This is a genomic window from Deltaproteobacteria bacterium, from assembly GCA_016235345.1.
Taxonomy (GTDB): domain Bacteria; phylum Desulfobacterota; class Desulfobacteria; order Desulfobacterales; family Desulfatibacillaceae; genus JACRLG01.
The window spans coordinates 14,751-40,612 of sequence record JACRLG010000004.1; the positions used below are offsets into that span (position 1 = coordinate 14,751).

The 25,862-nt window shown below is 55.5% G+C and carries 24 protein-coding genes and 1 pseudogene (1 of these 25 only partly in view); 19 read left to right on the forward strand and 6 right to left on the reverse strand.

The annotated features are described in order from the left end of the window. The 6 genes and pseudogenes from HZB23_02595 to HZB23_02620 form a co-directional block, all read left to right on the forward strand. Positions 1-203, forward strand: a pseudogene (locus HZB23_02595) (radical SAM protein) (it extends 418 nt beyond the left edge of the window). Then, a complete protein-coding gene (locus HZB23_02600) occupies positions 178-558 on the forward strand; it encodes a hypothetical protein (protein ID MBI5843542.1) in 381 nt (126 codons plus the stop codon). Before HZB23_02595 ends, HZB23_02600 begins: the two are co-directional and overlap by 26 nt. A 3-nt stretch (positions 559-561) precedes the next feature. Continuing rightward, positions 562-1,422 carry a methyltransferase domain-containing protein gene (locus HZB23_02605; protein MBI5843543.1) on the forward strand — a complete coding sequence of 287 codons (861 nt, stop codon included), beginning with the start codon at positions 562-564 and terminating at the stop codon, positions 1,420-1,422. Between the two features lie 132 nt (positions 1,423-1,554). Continuing rightward, complete coding sequence (locus HZB23_02610; protein MBI5843544.1) at positions 1,555-2,412, forward strand: ABC transporter permease; 858 nt, start codon at positions 1,555-1,557, stop codon at positions 2,410-2,412. Positions 2,413-2,436: 24 nt separating this feature from the next. Beyond that, positions 2,437-3,864, forward strand: a complete 1,428-nt coding sequence (locus tag HZB23_02615) for an ABC transporter ATP-binding protein (GenBank protein MBI5843545.1) — start codon at positions 2,437-2,439, stop codon at positions 3,862-3,864. 150 nt (positions 3,865-4,014) lie between these two features. Then, a complete protein-coding gene (locus HZB23_02620; GenBank protein ID MBI5843546.1) occupies positions 4,015-5,481 on the forward strand; it encodes a radical SAM protein in 1,467 nt (488 codons plus the stop codon). An 87-nt stretch (positions 5,482-5,568) separates the two neighbouring features. On the opposite strand, the gene rlmN is transcribed toward HZB23_02620, so the two are convergent. Further along, positions 5,569-6,609 carry a 23S rRNA (adenine(2503)-C(2))-methyltransferase RlmN gene (rlmN, locus tag HZB23_02625; protein MBI5843547.1) on the reverse strand — a complete coding sequence of 347 codons (1,041 nt, stop codon included), beginning with the start codon at positions 6,607-6,609 and terminating at the stop codon, positions 5,569-5,571. A 134-nt stretch (positions 6,610-6,743) separates the two neighbouring features. Between rlmN and ffh the strand changes: the two genes are divergently transcribed. From ffh to HZB23_02690, 13 genes are all read left to right on the forward strand, one after another. After that, positions 6,744-8,069 carry a signal recognition particle protein gene (ffh, locus tag HZB23_02630; protein MBI5843548.1) on the forward strand — a complete coding sequence of 442 codons (1,326 nt, stop codon included), beginning with the start codon at positions 6,744-6,746 and terminating at the stop codon, positions 8,067-8,069. A gap of 273 nt (positions 8,070-8,342) precedes the next feature. Beyond that, a complete protein-coding gene (gene rpsP, locus HZB23_02635; GenBank protein ID MBI5843549.1) occupies positions 8,343-8,615 on the forward strand; it encodes a 30S ribosomal protein S16 in 273 nt (90 codons plus the stop codon). 245 nt (positions 8,616-8,860) lie between these two features. Further along, positions 8,861-9,091 (forward strand): KH domain-containing protein, encoded by a 231-nt coding sequence (locus HZB23_02640; GenBank protein MBI5843550.1) that lies wholly within the window; start codon positions 8,861-8,863, stop codon positions 9,089-9,091. A gap of 174 nt (positions 9,092-9,265) precedes the next feature. Beyond that, positions 9,266-9,793 carry a 16S rRNA processing protein RimM gene (gene rimM, locus HZB23_02645; GenBank protein MBI5843551.1) on the forward strand — a complete coding sequence of 176 codons (528 nt, stop codon included), beginning with the start codon at positions 9,266-9,268 and terminating at the stop codon, positions 9,791-9,793. A 1-nt stretch (position 9,794) separates the two neighbouring features. Beyond that, a complete protein-coding gene (gene trmD, locus HZB23_02650) occupies positions 9,795-10,592 on the forward strand; it encodes a tRNA (guanosine(37)-N1)-methyltransferase TrmD (protein ID MBI5843552.1) in 798 nt (265 codons plus the stop codon). Continuing rightward, positions 10,522-11,109, forward strand: a complete 588-nt coding sequence (locus HZB23_02655; GenBank protein MBI5843553.1) for an RNA methyltransferase — start codon at positions 10,522-10,524, stop codon at positions 11,107-11,109. Before trmD ends, HZB23_02655 begins: the two co-directional genes overlap by 71 nt. A gap of 131 nt (positions 11,110-11,240) precedes the next feature. Next, positions 11,241-11,588 (forward strand): 50S ribosomal protein L19, encoded by a 348-nt coding sequence (gene rplS / locus HZB23_02660; GenBank protein MBI5843554.1) that lies wholly within the window; start codon positions 11,241-11,243, stop codon positions 11,586-11,588. Positions 11,589-11,831: 243 nt separating this feature from the next. Beyond that, on the forward strand, positions 11,832-12,449 hold the full coding sequence (locus HZB23_02665) for a ribonuclease HII (protein MBI5843555.1): 618 nt from the start codon (positions 11,832-11,834) through the stop codon (positions 12,447-12,449). A 42-nt stretch (positions 12,450-12,491) separates the two neighbouring features. Further along, positions 12,492-14,816 (forward strand): RNA-binding transcriptional accessory protein, encoded by a 2,325-nt coding sequence (locus HZB23_02670; GenBank protein MBI5843556.1) that lies wholly within the window; start codon positions 12,492-12,494, stop codon positions 14,814-14,816. A 5-nt stretch (positions 14,817-14,821) separates the two neighbouring features. Further along, positions 14,822-15,535: a glycosyltransferase family 2 protein gene (locus HZB23_02675; GenBank protein ID MBI5843557.1), complete on the forward strand. Its 714-nt coding sequence runs from the start codon at positions 14,822-14,824 to the stop codon at positions 15,533-15,535. 57 nt (positions 15,536-15,592) lie between these two features. Further along, on the forward strand, positions 15,593-16,033 hold the full coding sequence (locus HZB23_02680) for a D-tyrosyl-tRNA(Tyr) deacylase (GenBank protein ID MBI5843558.1): 441 nt from the start codon (positions 15,593-15,595) through the stop codon (positions 16,031-16,033). Positions 16,034-16,049: 16 nt separating this feature from the next. Next, a complete protein-coding gene (locus HZB23_02685; protein ID MBI5843559.1) occupies positions 16,050-17,471 on the forward strand; it encodes an aminopeptidase in 1,422 nt (473 codons plus the stop codon). A 179-nt stretch (positions 17,472-17,650) separates the two neighbouring features. Then, complete coding sequence (locus HZB23_02690; GenBank protein ID MBI5843560.1) at positions 17,651-18,877, forward strand: D-alanyl-D-alanine carboxypeptidase; 1,227 nt, start codon at positions 17,651-17,653, stop codon at positions 18,875-18,877. Here HZB23_02690 and HZB23_02695 read toward each other — a convergent pair. The 5 genes from HZB23_02695 to HZB23_02715 all read right to left on the reverse strand — a co-directional run bounded on the left by HZB23_02695 (position 18,819) and on the right by HZB23_02715 (position 25,686). Continuing rightward, positions 18,819-19,634 (reverse strand): GTP cyclohydrolase I FolE2, encoded by an 816-nt coding sequence (locus tag HZB23_02695; protein MBI5843561.1) that lies wholly within the window; start codon positions 19,632-19,634, stop codon positions 18,819-18,821. The genes HZB23_02690 and HZB23_02695 overlap by 59 nt on opposite strands. Before the next feature lie 18 nt (positions 19,635-19,652). After that, the gene (locus tag HZB23_02700) at positions 19,653-20,414 is read right to left on the reverse strand and encodes a tRNA 2-thiocytidine(32) synthetase TtcA (protein ID MBI5843562.1); all 762 of its coding nucleotides are present in this window, start codon (positions 20,412-20,414) and stop codon (positions 19,653-19,655) included. 8 nt (positions 20,415-20,422) lie between these two features. Then, positions 20,423-20,626 carry a DNA-directed RNA polymerase subunit omega gene (locus tag HZB23_02705; protein ID MBI5843563.1) on the reverse strand — a complete coding sequence of 68 codons (204 nt, stop codon included), beginning with the start codon at positions 20,624-20,626 and terminating at the stop codon, positions 20,423-20,425. Between the two features lie 389 nt (positions 20,627-21,015). After that, complete coding sequence (locus HZB23_02710) at positions 21,016-21,810, reverse strand: dihydropteroate synthase (protein MBI5843564.1); 795 nt, start codon at positions 21,808-21,810, stop codon at positions 21,016-21,018. A gap of 3 nt (positions 21,811-21,813) precedes the next feature. Next, entirely contained in the window at positions 21,814-25,686 is a 3,873-nt protein-coding gene (locus HZB23_02715; protein ID MBI5843565.1) for a PAS domain S-box protein, read from the reverse strand. Positions 25,687-25,862 lie beyond the last annotated feature (176 nt).

The following is a 25,862-nucleotide window of genomic DNA, read 5'->3' on the forward strand; positions in this document are numbered from 1 at the left end:
CATATCATAAGACGGCCGTCTTCCCGCGCCCAGTACGACCATCTTTTATCGGCTGTGGATTATATGGTTTCCCATGGATATGCGGAAAATCTGGCCACGAACTGCGTCGTGCAGAAACAATCGGTCGGAAAAATGACGGAACTGATAGAATTTTTCTATGGCCTTGGAATCAGGCAGATGCAGTTTCACAGGGACACTCATGAAATATCCACGCCGGAGGAGCAGAAGATCATCGGCGCAAGCGTCATGCATGCGCTTGACGTGCACAGGGACCTCAAGATCATAATCAATCCCGAACTGGTCATGAACTGCGACACGTGCGTCCCCAGCTATGCCATGATATATCCGGGAGGCGACATTTTCGATTTTTGTTACCTGTGCGGGCCCGCGCTTTGCCGTACAGGCAGGTTGACGAAGGAGGAGCTTGAAATTTTCCATCTCGGAAACATTTTGAAAAACCGGTCAGTGTTCATGGACGTGGAAGCGAAAAGAAAACTCATGTTGGAAAGAGTGCTTTGTCCGATGGTGGGGGGAAGCTTTATCGGGAGCAACAAGTAATTCATGGACGCCAGAAGTTATTACTATGACCTCACCGAAGCCTATTGCAGCTATGGACACAACCGCGCATTCCATCATGCCTTGTGGGACAGGGATGGCATGGACTGGGATGCGGCGCTGGACCGCTCCAACGAACTTCTTGCGGAGGGTCTTGGCCTTGGGCCGGAAACGGAAATACTCGATGCCGGGTGCGGCATAGGCTGGTTTGCTGTCTGGTGCGCGAAGAATTTCGGCGCGCGGGTGACAGGAATCACCGTTGTGGAAAAACACGTTGGCATGGCTTATAAAATGGCGGAAGAAAAGGGAGTCGGCCACCTCTGCCGCTTCGAGGTCATGGACATGGAGAAGCTGTACGACGTTCCTGACCGGGCCTACGACGTCATCGTCAACCAGGAATCCTTTTGCCACGCGGCAGACAAGCGCGAATATCTGCGCCAGGCGGCCAGAATCCTTAGGCCTGGCGGGGTCTGGGCAGCCATTGTCTTTTCGCGCGTCGACCGGACTTTCACGCGATCTGAAAAAAGGCTCTATGAAAAAGTTCTGAAAGGATTCCATATCCCTGACCTCTGGTCCGGCGAAAAAATAGAAAAGACCCTCGCCGAAAACGGTTTCTCCAATCTTCTGATACAAGATATATCAATCATGACGCATCCCACCGCCAGAAAGATGATCCATCACTGCCGGGCTCCGCTCCTTGCGGCAAAATTTGGGTTGGACCGCTTTTTTTTCAGGGGGGACCCCGGTTCCAGAGCGAATCACGTCGGACATTTCAGCGCAGGCAACGCTTACAGCAAAGGGCTTCTCAAAGGATGTTTCAGGCATTATCTCATCAAAGCCCAAAAAAGCACCACAACACTTTATTAGGCTGCCGCCTCATTCGCTGATTCTCAAACGCCAATCTTACTTATTGAGTAAAGCGCCATACAGGATCATTTACGAAAAATATGGAATAACAAGGGCGGCGCGGCATGCCGGTGCATTCAAGGAATATTGCAGATGGAACGAAATAATTTTTCCCCCATGGTTGACCGGTTATTGAAGTTTACGGTTTCAACCGCCGGGGCGTCCCTTGGTTTATGGCGTAACAGAGGCCCCATATTTCAACTCACGCGCCTGGAAATCGCCAAACGATACAAGGGGTCGATTTTCGGAGTATTCTGGTCTTTGCTGACGCCTTTGTCGATGCTTCTTGTTTATACTTTCGCCTTTTCAGTCATCCTGGGCCTGAGATGGAGCGATTCGCCCAACAAGGGGCATGCCGGATTCGCGCTCGCACTTTTTGCCGGACTCATACCCTTTGACATGTTTTCGCAATCGCTTTTGAACGCCACCCAGTCCATTGTTTCAAATCCTCATTATGTCAAGAAGGTGATTTTCCCGACGGAAATTATTCCGCTTGTCGCCGTGTGCTCGGCTTTTGTGGAGTCCTTTCTGAGACTTGCCGTCCTGACGGTGTGGACGGTCATGAGCGGAGTACCTCTTTTTCCCGGCGCTTTCATCGTGGCGGCCATCTACATACCGCTTTTGTTTTTATGCACGGGCCTTTCCTGGATGCTGGCGGCAATGGGGGTTCATTACAGGGACCTGCCGCATATTCTTACGATCATACTGCAGCTTCTATTTTTTCTTTGCCCGGTGATTTATTCTTTTTCAGCCGTTCCGGTTCAATATCGGTACGTGCTGGCGGTAAATCCCATAGGTATCTTGATCGCATGGTTCAGGGATGCGGTTCTTTGGGGGCATAGCCCGAACTGGTTTGTATATATTATCATATTGATGGCATGCCTCGTCATATACGCAGCGGGATATTCGTTTTTCATGAGAAATAAAAAGGCGCTCGCTGATTTGATTTGAAAGAAAGGCGGCACGTTGGGAAAAATGTCGACCGAAAAAACTCCGACTGGCCCGGAAAGCGCTGAAGAAAAAAGGCGGCTCATTGTCGCAAGCGGTCTTGGCAAGATGTTCCGGTTGTCCGCCGATCCCCACAGGCGGCTCAAATCAGCGTTTACAAACAGGATAGGAAACCGGCTGAGCGGGAAAAGCCGGTCTTTGGGTGAAGAATTCTGGGCGCTTAGAGACATTTCGTTTTCGGTGGCCCAGGGAGAGGTATTGGGAATAATCGGCAAGAACGGCTCCGGCAAGACAACCCTTTTGCAGCTTATAGCCGGAATTTCGGAACCCACCAGCGGAACAGTTCGGACCTCCGGCAAGATATCCACCCTCCTTGAACTTGGAAGCGGGTTCCACCGGGACTTCACCGGAAGGGAGAACATCTATATTTCGGGCATGATTTCAGGCTTCAACCGCAAGGAAATTGACAGAAAGATTGACGATATAATCCGGTTTGCCGATATAAGCCGGTTCGTGGATCAGCCGGTCAAGACTTACTCGAACGGAATGTTCGTCAGGCTGTCCTTTGCCGTTCAGACCTATTTTGATCCGGAAATATTGCTGATTGATGAAGTATTGAGCGTTGGCGATATTTTTTTTCAACAGAAATGCCATGAGCGTATTACATCATTGATAAATAAAGGTGCCGCGACCGTCATAGTCAGCCATGAACACTACGTAATTCAAAAATATTGTACGAGTGTATTGGTTTTAGATAAAGGTGAATGCATATACATTGGCGATCCTAACGTGGCTCTTCAAAAATATTTTTTGCTGAATCAAAGTAATGATGCAAAAACGATGTCATTTATTAAAAAGGAACCATTTGTTCTTTCTAGTCATACTGATGCCCAAACAGTTAATTATTGGCCTTCAGAGGAAAAATTTATTAATTTATCACATGTTGAAATTGAAGGTAATAAAAATATAGTTAAATTTAATGGTGCTGCTGTTTGTGATGAAAATGGCTACAAATGTTCTGAGTTCGAAATTGGAGATAAAGCATATTTTTATTTTGAATTTGAACTTATGGATGATATTGAAATTCCTGTTGGAGGATTAGGTATAATTAACAGGATGAATGTAATGATTCATGCAAAAATATCCATACAGAATGGGGTAAAAGTTCCGCAAAACATAAAGAAAGGGACACGGCTGAGATTCAGCCAGATGATCAGGCTTTCGCTGCAGCCTGGAAATTACACCTTCATTATGGGCCTGGCCGCCTTAAGCCCTTCCGAATACTCTTTTGCCGTTTCACACAGCCTTTTTGATCTGGGGCTGCACAACAACCTGCTTCTTATGGTTATGCACGCCGGTCCGATCCATGTAAAATCGCCCGTCAAGGGTCTGGACCCGCCTTTTTTCGGGTATGCAGACCTTGAAGGGCATGGGGCTCTATCCATTGTAGAATGACAGGCTGATAACGGTCTGCCGCAGTCTCTGGAAGGGTTTGGCAAACTTTTTCAAAGGGATTTTGCCGGACCGCAGTATTCGAGTTTCCCCCAAGCGGTTGCACACCCAAAAGGCGAGCGCCCGGCTTAAAACCAAAGAACCGGAAAATCGATGGCCTTAAACAAAAGCATAGCCCGCTTGTTGCGCTGGGCAGGGCTCTCCTCCCGGACACAGGAGCGCATTAACCGCGCTCATGCTGCGGCTTTTAACAAAACCAGGCCTTGCGGCCCTCAATCGGTGCTATGCTGGGCTCCGTTCCGAAATCTGTATTTCACCTATTCGGGTGACGCGGTCGCCTGCTGCAACAACCGGTCCTACACCTTCGGGCGCTGGCCCGAACAGAGCATAAACGACATCTGGTTCGGAGAAATGGCCGAGGGCCTTCGCAGACTCATCAGGCAGAACGATCTTTCCAACGGTTGCTCCAACTGCATGGAGCATCTCAAAGGCGGCAATTTCGACGCCATCAAGGCCATGATGTATGACCACCTTCCGGCCAATCCCAACGGTTATCCCAGCGTGATGGAACTGGAGCTTTCCACGCGGTGCAATATAAAATGCATCATGTGTTACTGGACAATGGCGTCCGATGCGAGAAAAAATCAAAGCGGGAAAAAAACACTCGACAGCCCTTATGACAAATCTTTCGTGGAGGAGCTTTCAAGGTTCGTTCCGTATCTTACCGAAATAAAATTTTACGGCGGCGAGCCGTTTTTGTCTGAAATCAACTATGACGCAATGGAGATGATATTAAACGTAAAAAAAGAGCTTTCAATCATCGTTCAGACCAACGCCACGATATTGAACGAAAGGGTGCAGAGCCTCCTTGACCGGGGCAGATTTCACGTTACTGCCTCCTTGGAGGCGGTTGACAAGGGCTGTTATGAAGCCATCCGCATCGGGGCCAATTTCGAACAGGTGATGGACAATATTCTTGCCTTTGCGGATTACGCGAAAAAAAGGGGGACCTTTTTCGGAATCTCGACCTGCGCCATGCGCCAGAACTGGCGCGAGCTTCCTGAGATAGTCGCCCTGTGCAACCGCCTGGATGTTCCGGTTTATTTCCACACCATCTGGCATCCGCCGGGTTGCGCCTTGTGGAACCTGCCTTCCGGGGAACTTGGGACCATACGGGACCACCTCGCAGCCCGAGTTTTTCCGGGCGAATCCGCCAACAGTTCCAAGAATCGCAAGCATTACCAGGACCTCGTTTCACAGCTTGGGTATTGGCGCGAAAACGCCCTTACACGCGAAAAAAACGAAGTGAGGTTCGAGGGCCTTTCCTTGGACAGCCTGGATTATCTTTTCCGGAAAATCGAGGTGACCCTCCTGACCGATCTTGCGTGCGGCAAGCCCGAAGCCCAAAAGAGGCTTGACCGGATGGTCCTTGAAATCTCCGCCGCCGTGGAGGAGCTGCCGCCCGGCTATCCCATATCACCTGCCATGGAAATCATGAACCAGCTGAACGGTCCCTTTCTCCTTTCCCTTCTCGAACCCATAGACAGAAAAGGCATTCTGGGCAGGTTCTTAAGCCTGCGGGAGGAAATTCTTCCTGACTGCGGCACCGCCCCCCGATAAACCGGGACGCTTTGTGTTGCGTGGATCAAGCGTACTTCTCGTAAGTGGCCGACCCGGCGGCGAAGTTTGACACCGCCATCGGCCATTCTACGGACCAGCGCCTGCCAACTGGCCGCAGGCCGCGCCCACATCGAGCCCCTTGCTGTACCTCACCATGGCGGTGAAATTCTTGTTCGCAAGGTATTCCCGGAAGGCGATCACGTTCTCGTCGGTTGGGCGCTCGAAGGGTGAGCCTTCATGCGGGTTGAAGGGGATGAGGTTGATCTTGGCAGGGGTGTGGCTCAGGATACGGACAAGATTTTTCGCGTCGGCAAGGGAATCGTTCACGCCCTTTAACATCACGTATTCGAAGGTGATGCGCTTTCCGGTCTTGAGCGGAAAATCCCTCAGGGATTCCAGAAGTTCGGCTATGGGGTATTTGCGGTTTATGGGCATGAGCCGGGTTCGGGTTTCGTCATCGGCAGCGTTTAAGGATACCGCAAGCCGGGCGCGGGTGTCGCGCCCAAGGGCCGGGATTTTGGGAACGAGTCCGACGGTGGAGACCGTTATTCTGCGGGCCGCGAACTTCATGCCCATTGTGGGCTCCGAAAGGACGTTCAATGCCGTCACCACGTTGTCGAAGTTGGCCAAAGGCTCGCCCATGCCCATGAACACGATGTTGGTGAGGTGATCCGGGTTTTCGAGGGAAAACCGCACTCCGCACACCTGGGCCAGGATTTCAAATGAGGTGAGATTCCGTTTGAAGCCCATTTCCCCGGTGCGGCAGAAGGTGCAACCCTGGGCGCAGCCCACCTGGCTTGAAACGCACAGGGTGGCGTGGTCCTTTTCGTACATCAGGACAGATTCTATGGAAAGGCCGTCCTTCAGGCTGAACAGGTATTTTTTCGAGCCGTCCGAGGAAACCCTTGTATCCAGAATTTTCAGGCGCGGCACGGCGAATGTTTCCGCCAGTTCATGGCGAAGGTCTGTTCTGATGTCGGTCATCTCAAGATAGGATTCCGCGCCCCTCCGGAAAAGCCATCGAAGTATCTGGGCCGCGCGAAAGGGCTTTTCGCCCCGGTCCGAAAGCCACTCTGTAAGGGCCTCCGGGCTTGGGTCTATAAGCAGGTTTCCGGTGTTTGTTTGCATCCTGTTCCGTTTGCGTGTTATGATGAATTCGATGTTTTGAAGGAATCACTTCGCTCTCATTTCGCTTGACTTATCACTAATCCGCGACTACTTTCAAGAATTTAACGCGCTTTGCGTTTTAAGGAAGAAATATCATGTTTGAAAGCCTTGGCGATCGCCTGAACGCCGTTTTCAAGAAATTGAAGGGCCAGGGGCGGTTAAGCGAAAAAAATATTGAGGAAGGCTTGAAGGAAGTGCGCATGGCGCTTCTGGAGGCTGACGTCAATTACAAGGTCGTCAAGAGCTTCACGGCTGCCATAAAGGATCGCGCCGTCGGAAGCGAGGTGCTGGACAGCCTCACCCCCGGCCAGCAGGTGGTGAAAATCGTCAACGAGGAACTCACCCGCATCATGGGAGAGCGCCACGTTGACATCAATTTCGGCGCGGTTTCACCGTCTCCCATAATGCTGGTGGGGCTCCAGGGTTCGGGCAAGACCACCACAGCCGGGAAACTGGCGCTTTATCTGCGCGGCAAGGGCAAAAAGCCCTATCTGGTCCCGGCTGACCTCCAGCGCCCGGCAGCCATCGAGCAGTTGAAAAAGCTGGGAAAGGAAATCGGGGTTCCGGTTCACCCCTCGGTTTCCGGGCGGCCCCCGGAGGAAATCTGCGGCCAGGCCCGCATGGAGGCCATGCGGAACGGGTATGACGTAATAATCCTCGATACCGCTGGCCGCCTCCACGTTGACGAAGCCTTGATGGACGAGCTTAACCGCATCAAGCGCACGGTCTCGCCATCCGACATACTTATGGTGGCCGACGCCATGACCGGCCAGGACGCGGTGAACATCGCCAAGTCCTTTAACGACGTTCTGGACATCGGCGGCGTAATCCTTTCCAAGATGGACGGCGACGCCAGGGGCGGCGCGGCCCTATCCATAAGAAGCGTCACCGGCAAGCCCATAAAGTTCGTGGGCATCGGCGAAAAGGCCTCGGCCCTGGAGGCCTTTCACCCGGACCGCATGGCCAGCCGGATACTGGGCATGGGCGACGTGCTCTCCTTCATCGAAAAGGCCCAGAGCACCTTTGACCAGGAAAAGGCCATAGAGCTTGAAAAAAAGCTCAGAAAAAGCCAGTTCACCCTGGAGGATTTCAAGGAGCAGATGAAGCAGGTCCGCAAGATGGGCTCCATCGAAGAGCTTCTTGGAATGATTCCGGGTTTCAATAAAATGAAGCAGATGAAGGACCTCAAGGTGGACGAAAAGGAATTCGCCCGCGTGGAGGCCATCATCAATTCCATGACCCCAAAGGAACGCGCTGACTACAACCTCATCAACGGAAGCCGAAGAAAGCGCATAGCTGCCGGGAGCGGAACCACGGTTCAGGACGTGAACCTGCTTCTCAAAAACTATGACCAGGTTCTGAAGATGATGAAGAAGTTCAGCAAGGGGGGTATCAAGAACATGGGCCGCCTTTTCGGCTAACAGCCCGTCTAAAAACGCGAACTGCTGTGTCAGACATCGCCAAAAAGTCGGTCACGTACAAAAGAGTACGCTTCCTCCTTTTTGGCTCGTCTTCCTTGCATTTCATCGTTTTTATCCAGGCTGCTCCGGGGCGAAAATATGGTTTTGCGGATGATCCAGGCTAATGTAGGTTGGGTGGTTCCGAGCTTTAGCTCGGGTTCGTCCAACATTTAATGGCGTGAGAACGAGACGGTTTTTCCGTCTTTTGGAAGACAACCAAGGAGAATTGACAAGATGGCAGCAAAGATTCGTCTGGCCCGGCATGGAGCCAAGAAAAGGCCCTTCTACCGCATCGTGGTGACGGACAACGATTCCCCCCGCGACGGGCGTTTCATAGAGATTCTGGGGACTTACAACCCCCTCACCACCCCGGCCACCGTTGACCTCAAAAAGGCCCGCGCCCAGTACTGGGTATCCACCGGCGCGCAGGCTTCCGCAACGGTAAGGACCATCCTCCGGGAACAGGGCGCTTACACCGCCCCGGTGGAGGAAGCTCCGGCGCAGTAGTTCGGGTTGAGCGCCTTTCGCCGCCTTGGCCTGTTTGCGGGGGCGGAAAAAGTTGTGCCTCGATCAGGATCGGCAGGCGAACCGTCCGATGCGCCTTTTGGCGTCAGGGACTTTCCGGGCCGGTCCGTAAAAGGGATAACCACCCGCGACGACTGCAAGGTCGGCGCGTTTTTCCATAGTTGCACTGAATGGTCGATGGGATCGGAGAATCGGTCGCGGAAGCGGAACAGCGCAAGGAGAGACGCATGAAAGACCTGATCAAGTTCATCGTCGAGGCATTGGTGGATCATCCCGAACAGGTTGAGGTGAGCGAGGTTGAGGGCGAGCAGACTTCCGTCATCGAGCTCAAGGTGGCCAAGGACGACCTTGGCAAGGTGATCGGCAAGCAGGGCCGCACCGCTCGGGCCATGCGAACGATTCTGAGCGCGGCCTCGGCCAAGCTGAAGAAGCGCAGCGTGCTTGAGATCATTGAATAAATCGCCCGTCTAAAAGCGCGAATTGCTGTGTCGTGCGAGAAAGCCAATTCCGTCACGTACGAAAAAGTACGCTTACTCATTGGCTTTTCGCACTCCTTGCACTTCATCGCTTTTATCCAGGCTTGGCATCCAGATGCCTTCAACGGGCGGATAAATTTGCGAGTAGGCGGCGGGATGACCGACATCGGGGACGAGCCTTTAAAATCCATGCTCAGCGTGGGAAAGATTGCATCCGCCCACGGTGTGGCCGGAGCGGTGAAGGTCGCAGCCGACGCCCTGTCCGACGATTTCTTTTTTGAAGGCCGCAAGGTTTTTCTTGAAAAGGAAAAGGTCGGCGACTGGTTTACGGTCACGGCCTCGCAACGGGCTGGCCGCTTCTGGATAATCCGCCTTTTCGGGGTGACGGACCGTGACCGGGCCGAAAGCCTTTCGGGAAGCCTTGTCCTGGTGGATCGCGCATCGCTCCCGGCGCTTTCGGAAGGTGAGTACTACTGGTCGGACATCATAGGACTCACCGTCGTAACCGTTTCCGGCGAGCCGCTCGGGAAGGTCGATTCCATCATCGAAACCGGGGCCAACGACGTTTACGTGGTGAAGGATGACTCCGGGAAGGAAATCCTTCTTCCGGCCCTGGACTGGGTGATTATAAAGGTCGATCTTGCCGGAAAGCTCCTGACCGTAGATCCGCCAGAGGGCCTGTAGAGTGGATTTCGAGGTGCTTTCGCTCTTTCCTGGGATGTTCGAGGGCTTTTTTTCCCTGGGGGTTTTCGGCCAGGCGGTTGAAAGCGGCCTTATACGCGCTACGGCCATCGACATACGGGACTTTGCCCAGGGACGCCACAGGACGGCGGATGACCGCCCCTTCGGCGGCGGTAGCGGCATGGTGATGAAGCCTGAGCCCCTTTCGGGAGCTGTAACGGCGGCGAAAGAGCTTTTGCCGGAAGCGCCGGTGGTTCTCCTTTCGCCCCAGGGCCGGGTGTTCACCCAGAAAATCGCCCGGCAGATGCTTCTAATGCCGGGGGTCATCCTGGTCTGCGGACGTTACGAAGGCCTGGACGAGCGCTTCATCGAAAAATATGTTGACCTTGAGGTCTCGGTGGGCGATTACGTGCTCTCCGGCGGCGAACCTGCGGCCATGGTTGTCATGGACGCGGTTGCCCGGCTTGTTCCGGGGGTGCTTGGAAACGACCAGTCGGCGGTAACCGAGTCCTTCGAGACCGGGCTTCTGGAAAACGCCCATTACACGAGGCCAAGGGACTTTTCGGGCGACAACGCCCCGGATGTGCTTTTCTCCGGCCATCACAGGCTGGTGGAGAACTGGCGCAGGGAATCGGCCCTTTTGCGCACCCTGGCCCGCAGGCCAGATCTTTTGGAAGGCAGGCGGATTACGAAAGAGGAATTCGCCGCCCTTCTTTTGTGGAGAGAAAGGATTGACCATCTCATCGCCGCCCAAGCTCTACCTGGCCCTGGTCCATCACCCGGTGAGGAACAAGTTCGGTGAGACCATCGCCTCGGCTGTGACCAATCTCGATCTTCACGACATGGCCCGGGCCTCAAAAACCTTCGGGCTGGCCGGATTTTTCGTGGTGACGCCGGTTTCCGACCAGAAGGAAATGGTGGAACGCATAGTGCGCCACTGGACCCAAGGCCCGGCGGGGGAAATCAACCCGGACCGGAAAGAGGCCCTGAGCCTCATAGAAATAACCGAAAGCCTGGACGAGGCGATAAATCTCATCCAGGAACATTCCGGCCAGACGCCGCTTGTGGCGGTTACCGACGCGGGCAGCGGGCCTGAACGAAAAAACGTGGAATTTGTAAACACTGTCCTGGAATCTGGCCGTCCGGTGGTTCTTGTTTTCGGAACCGCCTGGGGCCTTTCAAGGGAAGTGATGGATAAAGCCGACGCCGTGCTTTCGCCCATAACGGGGGCCGGGGATTACAACCATTTGTCCGTGCGTTCAGCGGTGGCCATTTACCTTGACCGCCTCATTAACGCGCACACCCGGCTCACCTGTTGAAGTAACGCGAAAGCTGCCGGAAGACACCCTTTGTCTTTCGGGCCGGACACCGCAAAAAAACGCGGCCACGGGGCATGTCGAGGCCCTTTTGGGGCTTGGGAATCACCTTTTAATGATGCAGAAGGAAAATTATTATGGATGTCATAAGGCAAATCGAACAGGAACAGATGCGCTACGACCTGCCGATCTTCAAGGCGGGCGACACCGTGAACGTCTTCGTAAAGATCCGCGAAGGTGAGAAGGAGCGCATACAGCTTTTCAAGGGCGTGGTCATCTCGAAGCGCAGCGGCACCACCAACGCCACCTTCACAGTTCGCAAGGTTTCATACGGCGTGGGCGTTGAAAGGACCTTCCACACCCATTCGCCCCGCATCGACCGCATAGAGGTGGTGACCCGTGGCCGTGTGCGCCGGGCCAAGCTCTTCTACCTCCGCCGCCTCCAGGGCAAGGCCGCCCGTATCAAGGAGCAGCGCTACTAGTGCTCGCAGACGGAAAAATATTTCCGTCAAGGTTTACGGCTCAAAACCTTTCCCTGCAATGCCGCCTTGGGCCGGTGTTGCGGGGAAAGTCGTTTAAAGAGCCAGATGTTTTATTCAATCAAAACTTCATGTTTTAGTTATATATTAAATAATTCAAGATTATTATGAGTTTAAATCCGTCCGTCTTTCAACCCCTCGATCCCCCTAAAAGGATGGCTCATGCCGGAAAAGGGTGTAAGGACAATGCGTACCTGCGTGGCCATAGCCTCCCCCTTCAGCGTTGAACGCGAGGCATGGGAGGCGGGTCACGCCATGGTGGCCGGGGTGGACGAGGTTGGCAGGGGGCCCCTTGCCGGGCCGGTGGTGGCCGCAGCGGTGATTCTTCCGCGAGATTTCGACCCGACCGGAATCGGCGACTCCAAGGCCATTAAGGAGGCCCAGCGCGAAGTACAGTGCGAGCGCATCCAAAAATGCGCCCTGGCCGTGGGCGTCGGCAGGGCGGAGCATTACGAGATCGATGAAATCAACATTTTGCAGGCCTCTTTGTTGGCCATGCGCAGGGCGGTGGAAAACCTTGGCCAAGGGGCCGATTACCTTATTGTTGACGGGCGGTTTCGGATACCCGTGGATCTGCCCCAGCTGCCGCTTGTCCACGGCGACGCCCTGTGCGTATCCGTGGCCGCCGCCTCCATCGTGGCCAAGGTCTTCCGCGACAGGCTCATGGCGGAGCTTGATGAAATCTATCCGGTTTACGGCTTCGCCCGCCACAAGGGCTATCCCACGAAAAGCCATTACGCGGCCATCGGCCTTCACGGGCCGAGCCCGGTTCATCGCTTAAGTTTCAGAGGTGTAAAGGATTAAGCATTCCAACCCATTTCACCGAAATCACAAACAGCGGAAATCATGAACGAAAATCACGTGTCACAAATTGCCGGAGAGTTGTCCATCAAACCCTTCCAGGTGGAAGCAGTGGCAGTGCTTTTGAATGAGGACGCCACGGTCCCCTTCATCGCCAGGTACCGGAAAGAGGCCACCGGAAGCCTGGACGAGGTTGCCATTACCGAAATCCGCGACCGCCTGTTAAAGCTCGCGGCCCTGGACGAGCGCCGGGCGGTGGTCCTGAAATCCCTGGAAAAGACCGGGAATCTCACCGACGAGCTGCGTGATGCCGTGCTGGCCGCCCCCACCATGTCGGTTCTGGAAGACATCTACCTGCCCTATAAGCCAAAGCGCCGCACCAAGGCGGCCATCGCCCGGGAAAAGGGCCTGGAGCCCCTGGCGGATTTCATTTTCAACCAGGACCCTGTAGCCGATCCTCTGCTTGAGGCCCAAAATTACGTCGACTCCGAAAAGGGAGTGGACACGGCCAGCGACGCCTTGAGCGGGGCGAGGGACATAATCGCCGAAAAGGTGAGCGAGGACGCAAAGGCCCGTGCGGCTCTAAGGGATCTTTTCCAGGGCGGCGCGGTTTTCGTCACCACCGTGATAGATGGCAAGGAAGCGGAAGGGGCCAAGTTCAAGGACTATTTCGCCTGGGAGGAAAACGCTCTCAAAGCTCCCTCCCACAGGGTGCTGGCCATGCGAAGGGGCGAGGCCGAGGGTATCCTGGATTTGGCTGTCAAGGTGGATGACGCGGGTGCCCTGGAAATCCTCGAATCCCTGTTCGTGAAAAACAGCGGCCCCTGCGGAAACGAGACCCGGCTTGCGGTAAGCGACGCATACCGAAGGCTCCTGTTCCGCAGCATGGAGACCGAAATCCGCATGGAGGCCAAAAATCGCGCTGACCTCGAAGCGGTGCGGGTATTCGCTGAAAATTTGCGACACCTGCTGCTTTCCCCGCCCCTTGGCCAGAAAAGGGTGTGCGGCATAGACCCCGGGCTCCGCACCGGCTGCAAGGTGGTGTTTCTCTCGGCCCAGGGTGCGCTTTTGCACCACGATGTGATCTATCCCCACGGCTCCGATTCTGCGGCTGCGGCAGCCGCCGAAAAGCTCGTAAGCCTGTGCAAAAAATTCGCGCCGGAGGCCGTGGCTGTTGGAAACGGCACCGCCGGACGGGAGACCGAGGCCTTCGTGCGGGGGCTCGCCCTTGCCGGAAGCCCCGCCATAATGATGGTGGATGAATCGGGCGCATCGGTCTATTCAGCCTCCGAGGTCGCGCGCGAGGAGTTCCCGGACCAGGACATCACCGTGCGCGGGGCGGTTTCCATAGGCCGCCGCCTGATGGATCCTTTGGCCGAGTTGGTGAAGATCGATCCCAAGTCCATAGGTGTGGGTCAGTACCAGCACGACGTTGACCAGGGGCTTTTGAAGGACGGCCTGGACGATGTGGTGGTTTCCTGCGTCAACGCCGTGGGAGTCGATGTGAATACCGCAAGCGCCCGGCTCCTTCAGTACGTGTCGGGCCTGGGGCCGACTCTTTCCTCCAACATCGTGACCTTTCGCACCGAAAAGGGGCCGTTTGAAAGCCGGGAGAATCTCAAAAAAGTTCCGAGATTAGGCCCCAAGGCCTTTGAGCAGGCGGCCGGGTTTCTGCGCATAAGGGGAGGGGAGAACCCCCTGGACGCAAGCGCCGTCCACCCGGAATCCTACCCTGTGGTGGACCGCATGGCCCACGACCTGGGCGTTACGGTGGCAGAGCTTGTGGCCGCGCCGGAGCTTGGGAAAAAAATCGACCTCAATCGCTACGTCACGGATTCCCTTGGGCTTCCCACCCTCACCGACATCATGGCCGAGCTGAAAAAGCCGGGCCGCGACCCCCGCGAGACCCTGACGCCCTTTTCGTTCGCTCCCGGCATCAACGACATAACGGACCTCGTGCCCGGAATGGTCCTGCCGGGAATCGTAAACAACGTGACTGCTTTCGGGGCCTTCGTGGACGTGGGCGTTCACGTCGACGGCCTGGTTCACGTGAGCCAGCTTTCCGACCGTTTTGTGAAAGATCCGGCACAAGTGGTGAAGGTCCAGCAGAAGGTGATGGCGCGGGTGGTGTCGGTTGATCTTCTGCGGAAGCGCATAGGGCTTTCGCTCAAAAAGGAGGAGGGAAGACCGGCTGAAAAGGGCGCGGACAATGTGTCCGCTTTCAGGAAGGAAAACAAAGACTCCGGAAAAAGGCCTGATTTCAAAAAACGCGGCCCTGAAACCCGGACGCCCGCGCCGGAAAAGACGCCCTTCAACAACCCCTTCGGGAAACTTGCCGAGCTTTCCAAAAAGCCGGAGAGGAATCGGTGAGAGGCGTGAAAACCACCCTTATCGTAGCCGCCTTGAACGAAATTGACGGAATGAAGGCCATAATGCCCCGGATCCGCCGGGACTTGGTGGACGAGATAATCGTCTTGGATGGCGGCTCGAAGGACGGAACCATAGAATGGGCGCGGGAGAACGGCTACCTTGTCCACGTGCAGGAAAAACCGGGGCTTCGCAACGCCTACATGGAAATCTGGCCGAAGATTTCGGGCGACGTGGTCATCACCTTTTCGCCGGACGGAAACTCCATACCGGAGCTGATTCCGCTCCTTGCCGAAAAAATGAGGGAGGGCTTCGACATGGTGATAGCCTCCCGTTACAAGGACGGGGCCAAAAGCTTCGACGACGACTTCATCACGGCATTAGGGAATCGCCTTTTCACGGGCGGCATCAATCTTCTTCACAACGGGGCCTACACCGACGCGATGGTGATATACCGGGCCTTTCGGAAAAACCTGGTTTATGAGCTTGGCCTTGACCGCGAAAAGCCCTACGCGGCTTTCGAGCGGCTTTTGAATACCCGCGTGAGTTGGGAGCCGCTTCTATCGATAAGGGCCGCCAGGGCGAAAATGAAAATCGCAGAAATTCCCGGCGACGAGCCTGAAAGGATAGGCGGCGAGCGGAAATTGCAGGTTCTAAGGTGGGGTGCGGTTTTTGCCCTCCAGGTACTCGCAAACCTTGCCTGGAAGCCCGACATGCGTTAGTTTGGGAAGGCGGTTTTTTTTCGGGGAAAGTGCCGTGGCGATTACGAGGATTGATCCATGAGGGCGGTTGTTCAAAGGACCGGCGCGGCGTCGGTGGAAGTTGACGGAGGGCGCATCGCGGAAATCGAAAAGGGGCTCTTGGTCCTTCTTGGGGTGGCTTGCGGCGACACCGAAAAGGACGCGGAATTCCTGGCTGAAAAAATATCGGGGCTCAGGATTTTTGAAGACGATAACGGCAAGATGAATCTTTCGGTGAAGGATGTTGGGGGCGAAGTTCTCGTGGTCTCCCAGTTCACCCTTTTGGGCGACTGCAAAAAAGGAAAGCGCCCCTCTTTCATGGCGGCGGCCCCGCCCCAAGAGGCCGAGCGCCTTTATCTTCATTTCGCCGGATGCGTCGAGACGCTTGGAGTTCCGGTAAAAACCGGGCGGTTCCGCGCCATGATGGATGTGGCACTGGTAAACCGGGGGCCGGTTACTCTCATCATTGATAGCAAATAGCCTACGGGAGAAGTTCATGTCCAAACCCCTCACGAAAAAGGACGCCCAGGAAATCGCCAAGAAGCTTTCCTTAAAGCCAAGGCTCGCCTGGGACGAGATGAGCGAAAAAGAAAGGGACGACGCCTTCGCCCTTTGCGAAATTTACAAGGCCTTCCTGGACGCCGGAAAAACCGAGCGGGAGGCCGCAGCCTTTTTGGGCGCAAGGGCCGCCGAGCTTGGCTTTGTTTCGCTCACCCGCGAAAACCCCGGAAACAAATTCGCCAGGAGCTACGGCAACAAGTGCCTGGCCCTGGCCCATCTGGGCGATAGCGGCCCGGACGCCGGTTTTCTGATCGTCGCCGCCCACATTGATTCGCCGAGGCTCGATCTGAAGCCCAATCCCCTCTACGAGGAGGCCGAGGTAGCCTTTTTGAAGACCCATTACTACGGCGGAATCCATAAGTACCAGTGGCTGGCCCGGCCCCTTGCCATGCACGGCAGGGTGATAAGGAAGGACGGCTCCAAGCTGGATTTCGTCCTGGGCGAATCCGAAGACGACCCGGTTTTCACCATTCTTGATATCCTTCCTCATCTTGCGGCGGACGTTTACGGCGGCAAGGTGGTTGGTAAGGCATTCGAGGCGGAGAAGCTGAACATCGTTCTGGGAACCCTTCCACTTGGCCCGGATGACGTGAAGGATCGCATCAAAATCCATGCCTTGAAACTTCTGAACGAGAAATACGGCATCGTGGAGGAGGACCTGGTCACCTCGGAAATCGAGGTGGTGCCCGCAGGCCGCGCCCGTGACGTGGGCCTGGATCGGAGCCTCGTGGGCTCCTACGGCCAGGACGACCGAATCTGCGCCTTCGCCGCCGTCGAAGCCCTGTTTTCCCTCAAGAATCACAGGCATACGGCGGTGGTTTTCCTCTTCGACAAGGAGGAGATCGGAAGCGAAGGACGGACAAGCGCCAAGAGCCACATCGTGCTGGATTTTCTGTCGGACCTCCTGGAAAAGCAGGGCTCCGCCTGCGACGACCGGGCGCTCCGGCGGGCGCTTCTGAAGGCCAAGGCCCTTTCCGGCGATGTGAACGGGGCCTTCGACCCGGATTACCAGTCCGTCCACGAAAAGAAAAATGCAGCCAAGCTGGGCCACGGGGTCTGCATAACCAAGTACACCGGCTCGCGCGGAAAAAGCGGCGCAAACGACGCCTCCGCCGAATACATGGCCGAAATCGTGAAGATTTTCAACGACAACAAGGTTGTGTGGCAGACCGGAGAACTGGGCAGGGTGGACGCGGGCGGCGGCGGCACGGTGGCCAAGTTCCTGGCCCAGTACGGCATGGAAATCGTTGACTGCGGCCCGGCGATTTTAGCCATGCACTCGCCCTTCGAGGTGGCCTCCAAGGCCGACGTGGCCATGACCACAAAGGCGTACAGGGCTTTTATGCAGCACGGCTAACAGGCTGTCGAAAAACGCGATCCGCTGTGTTGTGCTTCAAAGCCAATTCCGTCACGTACTTTTAGTACGCTTGACTCATCGGCTTTTCGTACGCCTTGCGGCTCATCGTTTTTCATCAGCCTGTATGATTGGTGTTTTTCAAAAGGCAGTCAAGCAGAGTTAAGATAATTGGGGCGAAAATGAAAATCAAGGTGGTTTTAGGAGCTTTTGTCCTTCTGATTATCGCAAGTGCCGCCCACGCGTCGCTTCCCCAGAACATCGCGCGCCTTTTGGGAAGCAACGACTCCCTGTACGTCGCCGATGAAAAGGGCCGGGAAATCTATTCATACAAGGCCGACGAGCCTCGTGTCCCGGCCTCCACCATAAAGGTGCTGACGGCCATTGCGGCCCTGGAAACCCTGGGTGCGGATTTCCGCTTTCCCACGGATTTTTACGCGAGAGGCAACGACACCATTGTGATGAAGGGCTACGGCGACCCCTTTTGGGTCTCGGAGGTGATTGAGGACGCCGCGTGCGGGCTGGGCAAAAAAATCGGCGGCAAAAGGCCGAACCTGGTTCTGGACGACACCTATTTTCAAAAGCCCATGATCGTTCCGGGGGCGGTTAAAAGCACCAACCCCTATGATTCGCCGGTGGGCGCGCTTTGCGCCAACTTCAACACCGTTATGTTCCGCTACGGCGCGGGCAACCAGCCGGAAAGCGACGAGGACCAGACGCCCCTGATCCCCTTTGCGGAAAGCCTTATCAGGGCCAGAAACCTGCCGCCGGGGCGCGTTCTCCTGGCAGCCGAGCGCGGCGAGGCCACCCTTTACGCCGGAAACCTTTTTTCGTGGTTTTACAAAAAATGCGGCAACGATTCCTTTCAGAACGTTGCCCTTGGAGCGGTGGCGCCCGGCGACAAGCCGGTTTACCGGTCGCTATCCCCTTACGGACTTGAGGAGATGATCGGAAAACTTCTGGCCACGTCCAGTAACTTCATGACCAACCAGATATTTCTTGCAGCAGGCGCAAAGGTGATGGGGGCGCCCGCCTCCTTTGACAAGGGGGCGGCTGTTGTCAGAAAGTTCGCCGAAGACAAACTGGGCATCAAGGATTTAAGGCTGGTGGAGGGCTCCGGGCTTTCAAGGGAAAACCGCATGACCGCACGGCAGATGGACAGGGTTCTGGCGAGATTTTACCCGTACCGGGGACTCATGAAGGAAAAGGACGGAATCCGGTTCAAGACCGGAACCCTTACCGGCATAAGCGGGCGAGCGGGCTACGTGGACGTGACCGACGAAAAGGGCGGAGTGGAAAAATGCTATCGCGTCACGGTTTTCTGCAACTCCGGCAACGGATCCCAAAGGGTCATCGAACAGGTCGCGCGCTCGTTACGAGATAGGGGGCAGTCTCAGGACCGCTGGTGATATAGGCAAAGGCCGAATGATTGTGGATGGACTCGAAATTTTCGGCGGAAACCGAAAACCAGGTGATGTTTTCGTCGTGGTTCAATTTGTCTGCCACGTCCCGCACTATGTCCTCAACAAACTTGGGGTTGTTGAACGCCTTTTCCGTCACGAATTTTTCATCGGGCCGCTTTAAAACCGAGAACACGTCGCAGGATGCCGCCTGCTCCACAAGCTCTATCATGTCCTCTATCCACACCATCTTGTCGAAGCGCACCGAAAGCCGCACCTCGCCGCGCTGGTTGTGCGCGCCGCCGTCGCTGATCTCCTTTGAGCAGGGGCAGACCGAGGTGATGGGCACGATGACTTCCAGGACCATGTCGATCTTGTCGTCCGGCCCTGAAAATCCCATTATGCGGCAGGTGTAGTCCATGAGGCCGAAGCTCTTGGTGACAGGGGCCTCCTTGCCTATGAAATAGGGAAAGAGGATTTCCACGTGGCTGGACTGGGCGTTCAAGTGCTCCTTCATCCGCACCAAAAGGTTGGCGAAGGATCGAAGGCTCACCTGGGGCTTGAATTCGTGGAAAAGCTCCACGAACCGGCTCATGTGGGTGCCCTTGTACTCGTGGGGAAGATCCACGTACATGCTGACCGAGGCCACCGACTGCTGGAACCGGTTCTTGCGGTCAAGCACGGTGATGGGGTAACGCATGTTCTTTATTCCCACCTTGTTGATGGGAATATTGCGGTCATCCGGGCGGTTTTGAACGTCTTGCATTAACGTGGCCAATTCAAATTAAAGCAAAAGATAATCCGGCCGCACGTTTCCGAGCGCCCGGAAGATGTTTCCCCGAATTTTTCTGTTGGACCGGTAAAGCGTATCCAAGAGGCCCTTGATTTCGCCCCGTTTGGATATTTTTGAGCTTGGGCAGGCCATGTGGAATTCCGGAAAATTCATGGACCCGGAAAACCTGGCTATCCGGGCCTCCTCCACATAGGCCAGCGGCCTTATCACCGTGAAGGCCCCCTTGAAAAACTCCTGCTTTGGCCTCATTGTGGCGATTTCGCCCGCGTAGCAGACGTTTATGAAAAACGTCTCTATTATGTCGTCCTTGTGGTGCCCAAGGGCCAGCTTATTGCAGCCAAGCTCTTTTGCCATCTCGAAGAGCCTTTTGCGCCTAAGCCGCGAGCACAAAAAACACGGATTTTCGCGGTTTTCCTCGCTGTGGGCCAGGGGGCCGAAATTTTCATCGGCTACTTTCAAGGGCCAGCCGCGCCCGTTGAACCACTCGAAGAGTTTTCCGCTATCGCCGCCCTCAAAGCCCGGATTCACGTGGATTGCGCAAATCTCGTACTTTATGGGTATCCGGGCCAGGCGCTCCTGCAAAATCCAGTAGAGGGCAAGGCTGTCCTTGCCCCCGGATACGCCCACAGCCACGCGGTCGCCGTCTTCAAGCATTTCGTACTGAGCCAGGGCCTGGCCCACCTGGCGGTTGATGGCCGCGTAAAGGCTTCTGGGAACGCCTGCCGCAGTGAGCTTGCGGAACCGGCCCGCCATGTTGAAGGCTATTTCCTGTCTTCGGGATCGGTCACGAAAACCTTGTCAGCCGCGATTTCCCGCAAGGCCACCACTATGTCCTCGTTTTTGGGGGAGGCCACCAGGTATTCGTGCCCTTCGCGCATCTGCCGCACCCTCTTGGCCGCAAGATGAACCAGAACGAACCTGTTGGGTACGCGCTTCAAACAATCGTCAATGGTGATACGGGCCATGATCAATCCTTCCCTTTCGCGCCCTGGCGCGGCCATTTTGCCGGTTCGCCGCATGGATGGGCATTCGCCCGAAAGCCACGACGGCTTAAACTCTTTTTTATATGACGAAACCATAAAATCGTCAAACAAATTCGCAAGAGGATCGTGCGCGATGAAGGATGGAGGCGCTCAGGCGGGGACTCACGGGGATTTGATCGGTTTATATCAAGTTGCATTCAACCGGTTAAGATTCAACGTAATGCCATTTAGTGACCACAAACTCTTGGCGGGTGCGCAGCACACGCCTAAAAATAAGGGGGGGGTCGGGGGGCCTTCGGCCCCCCCGGCCGCCGGAGGCGCATCTATTGCTTTTACTGTATTGCTTGCAGCTTGGTATTAGACAGCTATTTTCAGCCTTCGAGGCTTTCCCAGCAGAAAATTTCGCCGGACCGGATGAGGCTTGCAGCCTTGGCTGTTTCCACCACTTCCGCAAGATCGGTGTCCAAAAGAACTGCGGAAAGCCCCTGGGCCGCAAGCATGGCCAGATAGGTCTTTTGCAGGAGGATTTTTTTGGGGCGTGGGCCGGGGCCGGTTGTGAGGTTGGAAAGGCCGACAAGGGTCCTGGCGTGAAAACCCAATACTTCGGGCAAAAGCCTTATGGTGGAAAGCACTTCCCTTGCCTGGGAAAGCCCGTCCTGCCAGACAAGGGGAGGGCATATGGGGTCGAACATGATGCGTTCTGGCGCGATGCCCATGCCGGTCAGTTTGGTGAAGATTTCCGAGGATATAGCGAGCCTTCCTTCGGCGTCGGGCGGAACCTGGCTTTTCGGCGTAAGAAGATAGGCCACGAGGTCTGCGTCGTGGCGAAGGGCCAGGGGGGCTATGAGGCGCAGTTTTTCCGGCTCCAGGGAAACGCCGTTGATTATGGGCCGCCCGTTTCTTGAGGCAGCGAGCCCGGCTTGCAAGGCTTCGTGGTTTACTGTGTCCAGGCTTACGCGAAGAGGAACCGCCTTTTCCACGGCGCGCACCAGAAAGGCCATGCCGTTGGGGTCGCGGGCAAGGGGGCCGGTGTTGATGTCGATAACATCCGCCCCGGCCCGTTGGGCCGCCAGTGCCATTTCCGCCACGGGTTCCGGGTCTTTCCGCAAAAGAGCTTCGGCCACGGCCTTTCTGGTGATTCGTATGGTATCGCTGATTATGAGCATTTTTCAGCAGTCCAGCACGGCGCGCACCTTTTTGGCGATTTCATCCACGGAAAAGGGCTTCTGGAGAAAATGGACACCCTCGTCCAGGATTCCGTGATGGGCTATGGCGTTGGCCGTGTAGCCCGACATGTAGAGGCATTTCACGCCTGGGCGCAGCTGGTTGAACTTGCCGAGCAGGTCCCTGCCGCTCATCTCCGGCATTACCACGTCGGTGATCAGAAGATGGATGGGGCCCGCGTGCGCGCTTGCCAGTTGAAGGGCCATTTCGGGGGACGTGGCCGAAAGGACCGTGTATCCAAGCTTTTCAAGGAGCTTCTTTACGAGCCTCAGCAAGGCTCCCTCGTCCTCCACAAGCAAAAGCACCTCGTCGCCGCCGGTTGCTTCCTTGGGCGCAATTGCCTGGTCTTCGTCAGCCTCGAAGGCCTCGTGAAGCGGCATGTAAATCTTGAACGTGGTGCTTTCGCCTGGTTCGCTGTAAACGTTTATGAACCCGTTGTTCTGCTTCACAATCCCGTAAACCATGGAAAGCCCGAGGCCTGTTCCCTTGCCCACTTCCTTGGTGGTGTAGAAGGGCTCGAAGATTTTTGCCAGGATGTCCTTTTCCATGCCGCAGCCGTTGTCGCTGACAGCCAGCATCACGTAATAACCCGGAGCGCTGCCCGGATTGAGCGCGCAGTGGTCCTCGTTGAAATGCACGTTTTTGGTTTCTATGGTAACCTTGCCGACACCACCTATGGCGTCTTTGGCGTTGACCAGAAGGTTGGCAAGAAGCTGGTCCAGCTGGGACGGATCCATCTTGACCTTGCCGAGCTTCTGGGCCGGCCTCCATAAAAGGTCTATGTCCTCGCCCAGAAGCCTTCTAAGCATCTTGAGGAGCTTTTCCACGGTTTCGTTCAGATCGAGGACCTTGGGAGCTATCGTCTGCTTTCGGGCAAAGGCCAGAAGCTGCTTGGTAAGCTCTCTGGAGCGGTTGGCGGCGTTCTTGATTTCAAACAGACTTTCGGATAGCGGGGTGCCTGGTCCGGCCTCCTCCAGGGCAAAACCCGTGTTGCCCAAAATTACCTGGAGCATGTTGTTGAAATCATGCGCGACCCCCCCGGCAAGCTGGCCAATTGCCTCCATCTTCTGGGCCTGCCTTAGCTGCTCCTCGCTGCGCTCGAGATTTTTCTTGGCCTGCTGGTCGCGCAGAAACATTCCGTAAAGCTCCGCGATGCGCCGTATGGCCTCCAGGTCCTCCGCCGTGTAATCCCTCGGGGAATTGGTAAGGGATATCTGGCCTAAGAGATTGTTTTCCACAATCACCGGAACAGTGAGAAAATTTTTAAGAGCGATGTGACCCGGCGGAACCCCCTTGGAAGCCGGATGTTCGGAAGGAGCGTTGGTGAAGAAGGGTTTCCGGGTATTCAAGGCTTCGCCCCATAACCCGGCGTATTTTCCGTCAGGCCCTATGGGGAAAACCAATTGCTTGTCCTGCCTGGCCGGGTGGTTGTCGTTGCCCATCATGGCGGAAATTGTGTGGATGCAGAGTTCACCTGTGGCGGTATTTATCGAGCCGACAAAGCCGTGAGGGCTTTGGGTCAGGAACCGGGCATGGCGCAAAATGGTGAAGGCGACATTCTCGATCAGGGCGTCTGTTTTCAAAAGCCCGGCGGCGATTTCTGCAAGGGCCGAATCCACGGCGGATTTTTGGCGAAGAGCTTCCTCCGCCTGCTTTCGAGTTGTGATGTTTTCGTGGGACACCACTGCGCGGGCCTGGCCCTGGCCTGGAAAACGGGTAACACGGCCTATGAACCACCTTTGCTCCCTTACGCTGTGGCAGGGATATTCCTGGCTGTATTCGATCAAATCGCCCGAAAGCACTTTCCTTATTCCCTGTGCGAACTGCCCCGCGCCTTCGTAATCCCTGTTTTGGGCATTTTCGCAGACTTCAAGATAATTCGCTCCCTCGCAGACTTTTTGTGGGATGCCGTCGTTTTCGCGCGCGAATTTCCTCCAGGATTCGTTGACCGCCTCTATGCGGCCGTGCTGGTCCAAAATGGCTATGCCGCCTGACAGCCCGTCCAGGGTGGCCCTGGCGAAGCGTTCCGATTCCTTCAGGGAATCCTCTATGATCCTTCGCTGGGTTATGTCCGTGAACATGGCGAAGGACCCTGCAAAAACGCCTTTTTCATCAAGCCTGGCAGTGGCGGACACTATGGCCCAAAGCTCTTTGCCGTCCTTGCGCCGGAATCGCCTTTCATAATGGTCTTCCTGGCCATTGCGGCGGTTTTCCATCCTTTCCCGGTGATCGGCCATATCTTCGGGAAAAATGAAGGACTCGACACTTTTTCCCATCATTTCCTCTAACGTGAAACCCATCATCCGGGTCATGGCCGGGTTCACGAAGGTGGTCACGAAATGCGCATCCGTTGTCCAGACTCCCTCGTTGGTTTTCTCCACTATATTGCGGAACCTGGCCTCGCTTTCACGCAGGCGTCTTTCGGCCTCCCTTTCGGCGCTCTGGTCCCTGAAAACCAGGACAACGCCTATCAGGTTTCCGTCTTCGTCCCGGATCGGAGCGCCGGAATCGGCGATGGGGCGTTCGGTTCCGTCCTTGGCTATCAAAAGGGTGTGATTGGCCAGGTTAACCACCTGTCCTTCCCGGATGACTTTGTCAACCGGGCTTTCCACGGTGTTGCGGGTTTCTTCGTTCACGATTCGGAATACATCCGTGAGCGGCCTTCCCTTGGCCTCTTCCAGGCTATAGCCGGTCAGGGCCTCTGCTGTTGGGTTCAACACGGTTATCATGCCAAGCGCGTCGGTGGCCATCACTGCATCGCCCACGCCCAAAAGGGTGGCCCGGTATCGGTCTTCGCTTTCGGACAGGGCCTTGTGTGCGGTAAAAAGTTCCTTGTAATATTTTTTGCGATTTCTCTGCCAGGTCATCCCGGCGACTCCCGCCGAAGCCGCGATAAGGATGAGCACCAGGGCCATTATCAAGTAGGAATGAATCCGCCAGGTTGCGAAAACCTCGTTTTTGTCGACCTTGGCCACCATGAACCAGGGCGAATCGGGTATGGCCATAATAGCCGACAGAACCGGGACACCCCGGTAATCGTTGCCCGAAAAGATGCCTTTTTTTCCCAAAACCGCCATGACCGCAGGCACGTCTGTTTTGGTCAGGGGGATGCGCAGGTTAAGGGCGGCGTTTTTGACGTGGCGAAGATCGTTGAGGAAAAGGACCGAATCGCCGTCCTTGCGCACAATGAGGGTTTCGGCGGTTTTGCTTGGAAGGGGCCAGGACCTGATAAGGGGGTATAGGAACTGCCGGGCTTCTATCTGAATGACTATCGCCCCCAAAGGCTCCTGGTTGTTGCCGGTTTGGTCGTTTATGGGCGATACGACGCCGATGTGGGGTATAAGAGAGTCGGCGCTGACGTGAAGGTCGGTGATGACAGGCTGCCGGGTTTTCATAGCCTGCCCAAGAGCCTTAAACATTTCGGGGTGGATAGCGGACTTGTTGCTGTCGAGGCTCACCAGCAAGCGGCCTTGGGGATCCACCAGTGACAGGTTCAAAAAAGTGAAATACCGTTTCTGTATCTGAAACCGCTTGAAAATTTGGATAATCATCTCAGGCTTTGGGTCGGCCTTCCACTTGATAAACGTATCAGCAAAAAGGGGGCTGTTGGCGATGGTCGCTGCATGGCTTATAAGATCCTCCCGCCACTCGTCTATCTGGTCGGCCTTTAGGCTGGCTATGGCCCAGAGCTCGTTTTCCGCGCTTATTTGAAGGTGCATTTTCTGGTTATGGTAAAGCCAGGAGCCGGTCAGTAGTATGACCAGGACGGCCAGAATGAAGAAGAGCACCGGCAGGCGCACAAACGATTTTGGTCGCATTGTCTTTTTCCTGATGAAAAAAGCCGGCTTCGCATGTGAGATAATGCGGCTGCTGCCTTTGAACGGGTTTCTGGCAGGTCCGGCCCAAGACGTTTAGAAAATTCGGGACGGCTTTTACCAGCCCCGGGTGGAAGAGGGGCCGGGAGGAGGAAAGAATATCAGCCCGGATCAGGCGA

Excerpts from the sequence above, each read along its gene's own strand:
- HZB23_02605 (MBI5843543.1), top strand. The coding sequence starts at position 562 with ATGGACGCCAGAAGTTATTACTATGACCTCACCGAAGCCTATTGCAGC.
- rpsP (MBI5843549.1), top strand. The coding sequence starts at position 8,343 with ATGGCAGCAAAGATTCGTCTGGCCCGGCATGGAGCCAAGAAAAGGCCC.
- rlmN (MBI5843547.1), bottom strand. The coding sequence starts at position 6,609 with ATGCAAACAAACACCGGAAACCTGCTTATAGACCCAAGCCCGGAGGCC.
- HZB23_02710 (MBI5843564.1), bottom strand. The coding sequence starts at position 21,810 with ATGCTCATAATCAGCGATACCATACGAATCACCAGAAAGGCCGTGGCC.
- HZB23_02620 (MBI5843546.1), top strand. The coding sequence starts at position 4,015 with ATGGCCTTAAACAAAAGCATAGCCCGCTTGTTGCGCTGGGCAGGGCTC.
- rimM (MBI5843551.1), top strand. The coding sequence starts at position 9,266 with ATGACCGACATCGGGGACGAGCCTTTAAAATCCATGCTCAGCGTGGGA.
- HZB23_02600 (MBI5843542.1), top strand. The coding sequence starts at position 178 with ATGCAGTTTCACAGGGACACTCATGAAATATCCACGCCGGAGGAGCAG.
- HZB23_02715 (MBI5843565.1), bottom strand. The coding sequence starts at position 25,686 with ATGCGACCAAAATCGTTTGTGCGCCTGCCGGTGCTCTTCTTCATTCTG.
- HZB23_02610 (MBI5843544.1), top strand. The coding sequence starts at position 1,555 with ATGGAACGAAATAATTTTTCCCCCATGGTTGACCGGTTATTGAAGTTT.
- HZB23_02700 (MBI5843562.1), bottom strand. The coding sequence starts at position 20,414 with ATGGCGGGCCGGTTCCGCAAGCTCACTGCGGCAGGCGTTCCCAGAAGC.
- HZB23_02685 (MBI5843559.1), top strand. The coding sequence starts at position 16,050 with ATGTCCAAACCCCTCACGAAAAAGGACGCCCAGGAAATCGCCAAGAAG.
- HZB23_02670 (MBI5843556.1), top strand. The coding sequence starts at position 12,492 with ATGAACGAAAATCACGTGTCACAAATTGCCGGAGAGTTGTCCATCAAA.
- HZB23_02615 (MBI5843545.1), top strand. The coding sequence starts at position 2,437 with ATGTCGACCGAAAAAACTCCGACTGGCCCGGAAAGCGCTGAAGAAAAA.
- HZB23_02680 (MBI5843558.1), top strand. The coding sequence starts at position 15,593 with ATGAGGGCGGTTGTTCAAAGGACCGGCGCGGCGTCGGTGGAAGTTGAC.
- HZB23_02695 (MBI5843561.1), bottom strand. The coding sequence starts at position 19,634 with ATGCAAGACGTTCAAAACCGCCCGGATGACCGCAATATTCCCATCAAC.
- ffh (MBI5843548.1), top strand. The coding sequence starts at position 6,744 with ATGTTTGAAAGCCTTGGCGATCGCCTGAACGCCGTTTTCAAGAAATTG.
- HZB23_02665 (MBI5843555.1), top strand. The coding sequence starts at position 11,832 with ATGCGTACCTGCGTGGCCATAGCCTCCCCCTTCAGCGTTGAACGCGAG.
- HZB23_02690 (MBI5843560.1), top strand. The coding sequence starts at position 17,651 with ATGAAAATCAAGGTGGTTTTAGGAGCTTTTGTCCTTCTGATTATCGCA.
- HZB23_02705 (MBI5843563.1), bottom strand. The coding sequence starts at position 20,626 with ATGGCCCGTATCACCATTGACGATTGTTTGAAGCGCGTACCCAACAGG.
- HZB23_02640 (MBI5843550.1), top strand. The coding sequence starts at position 8,861 with ATGAAAGACCTGATCAAGTTCATCGTCGAGGCATTGGTGGATCATCCC.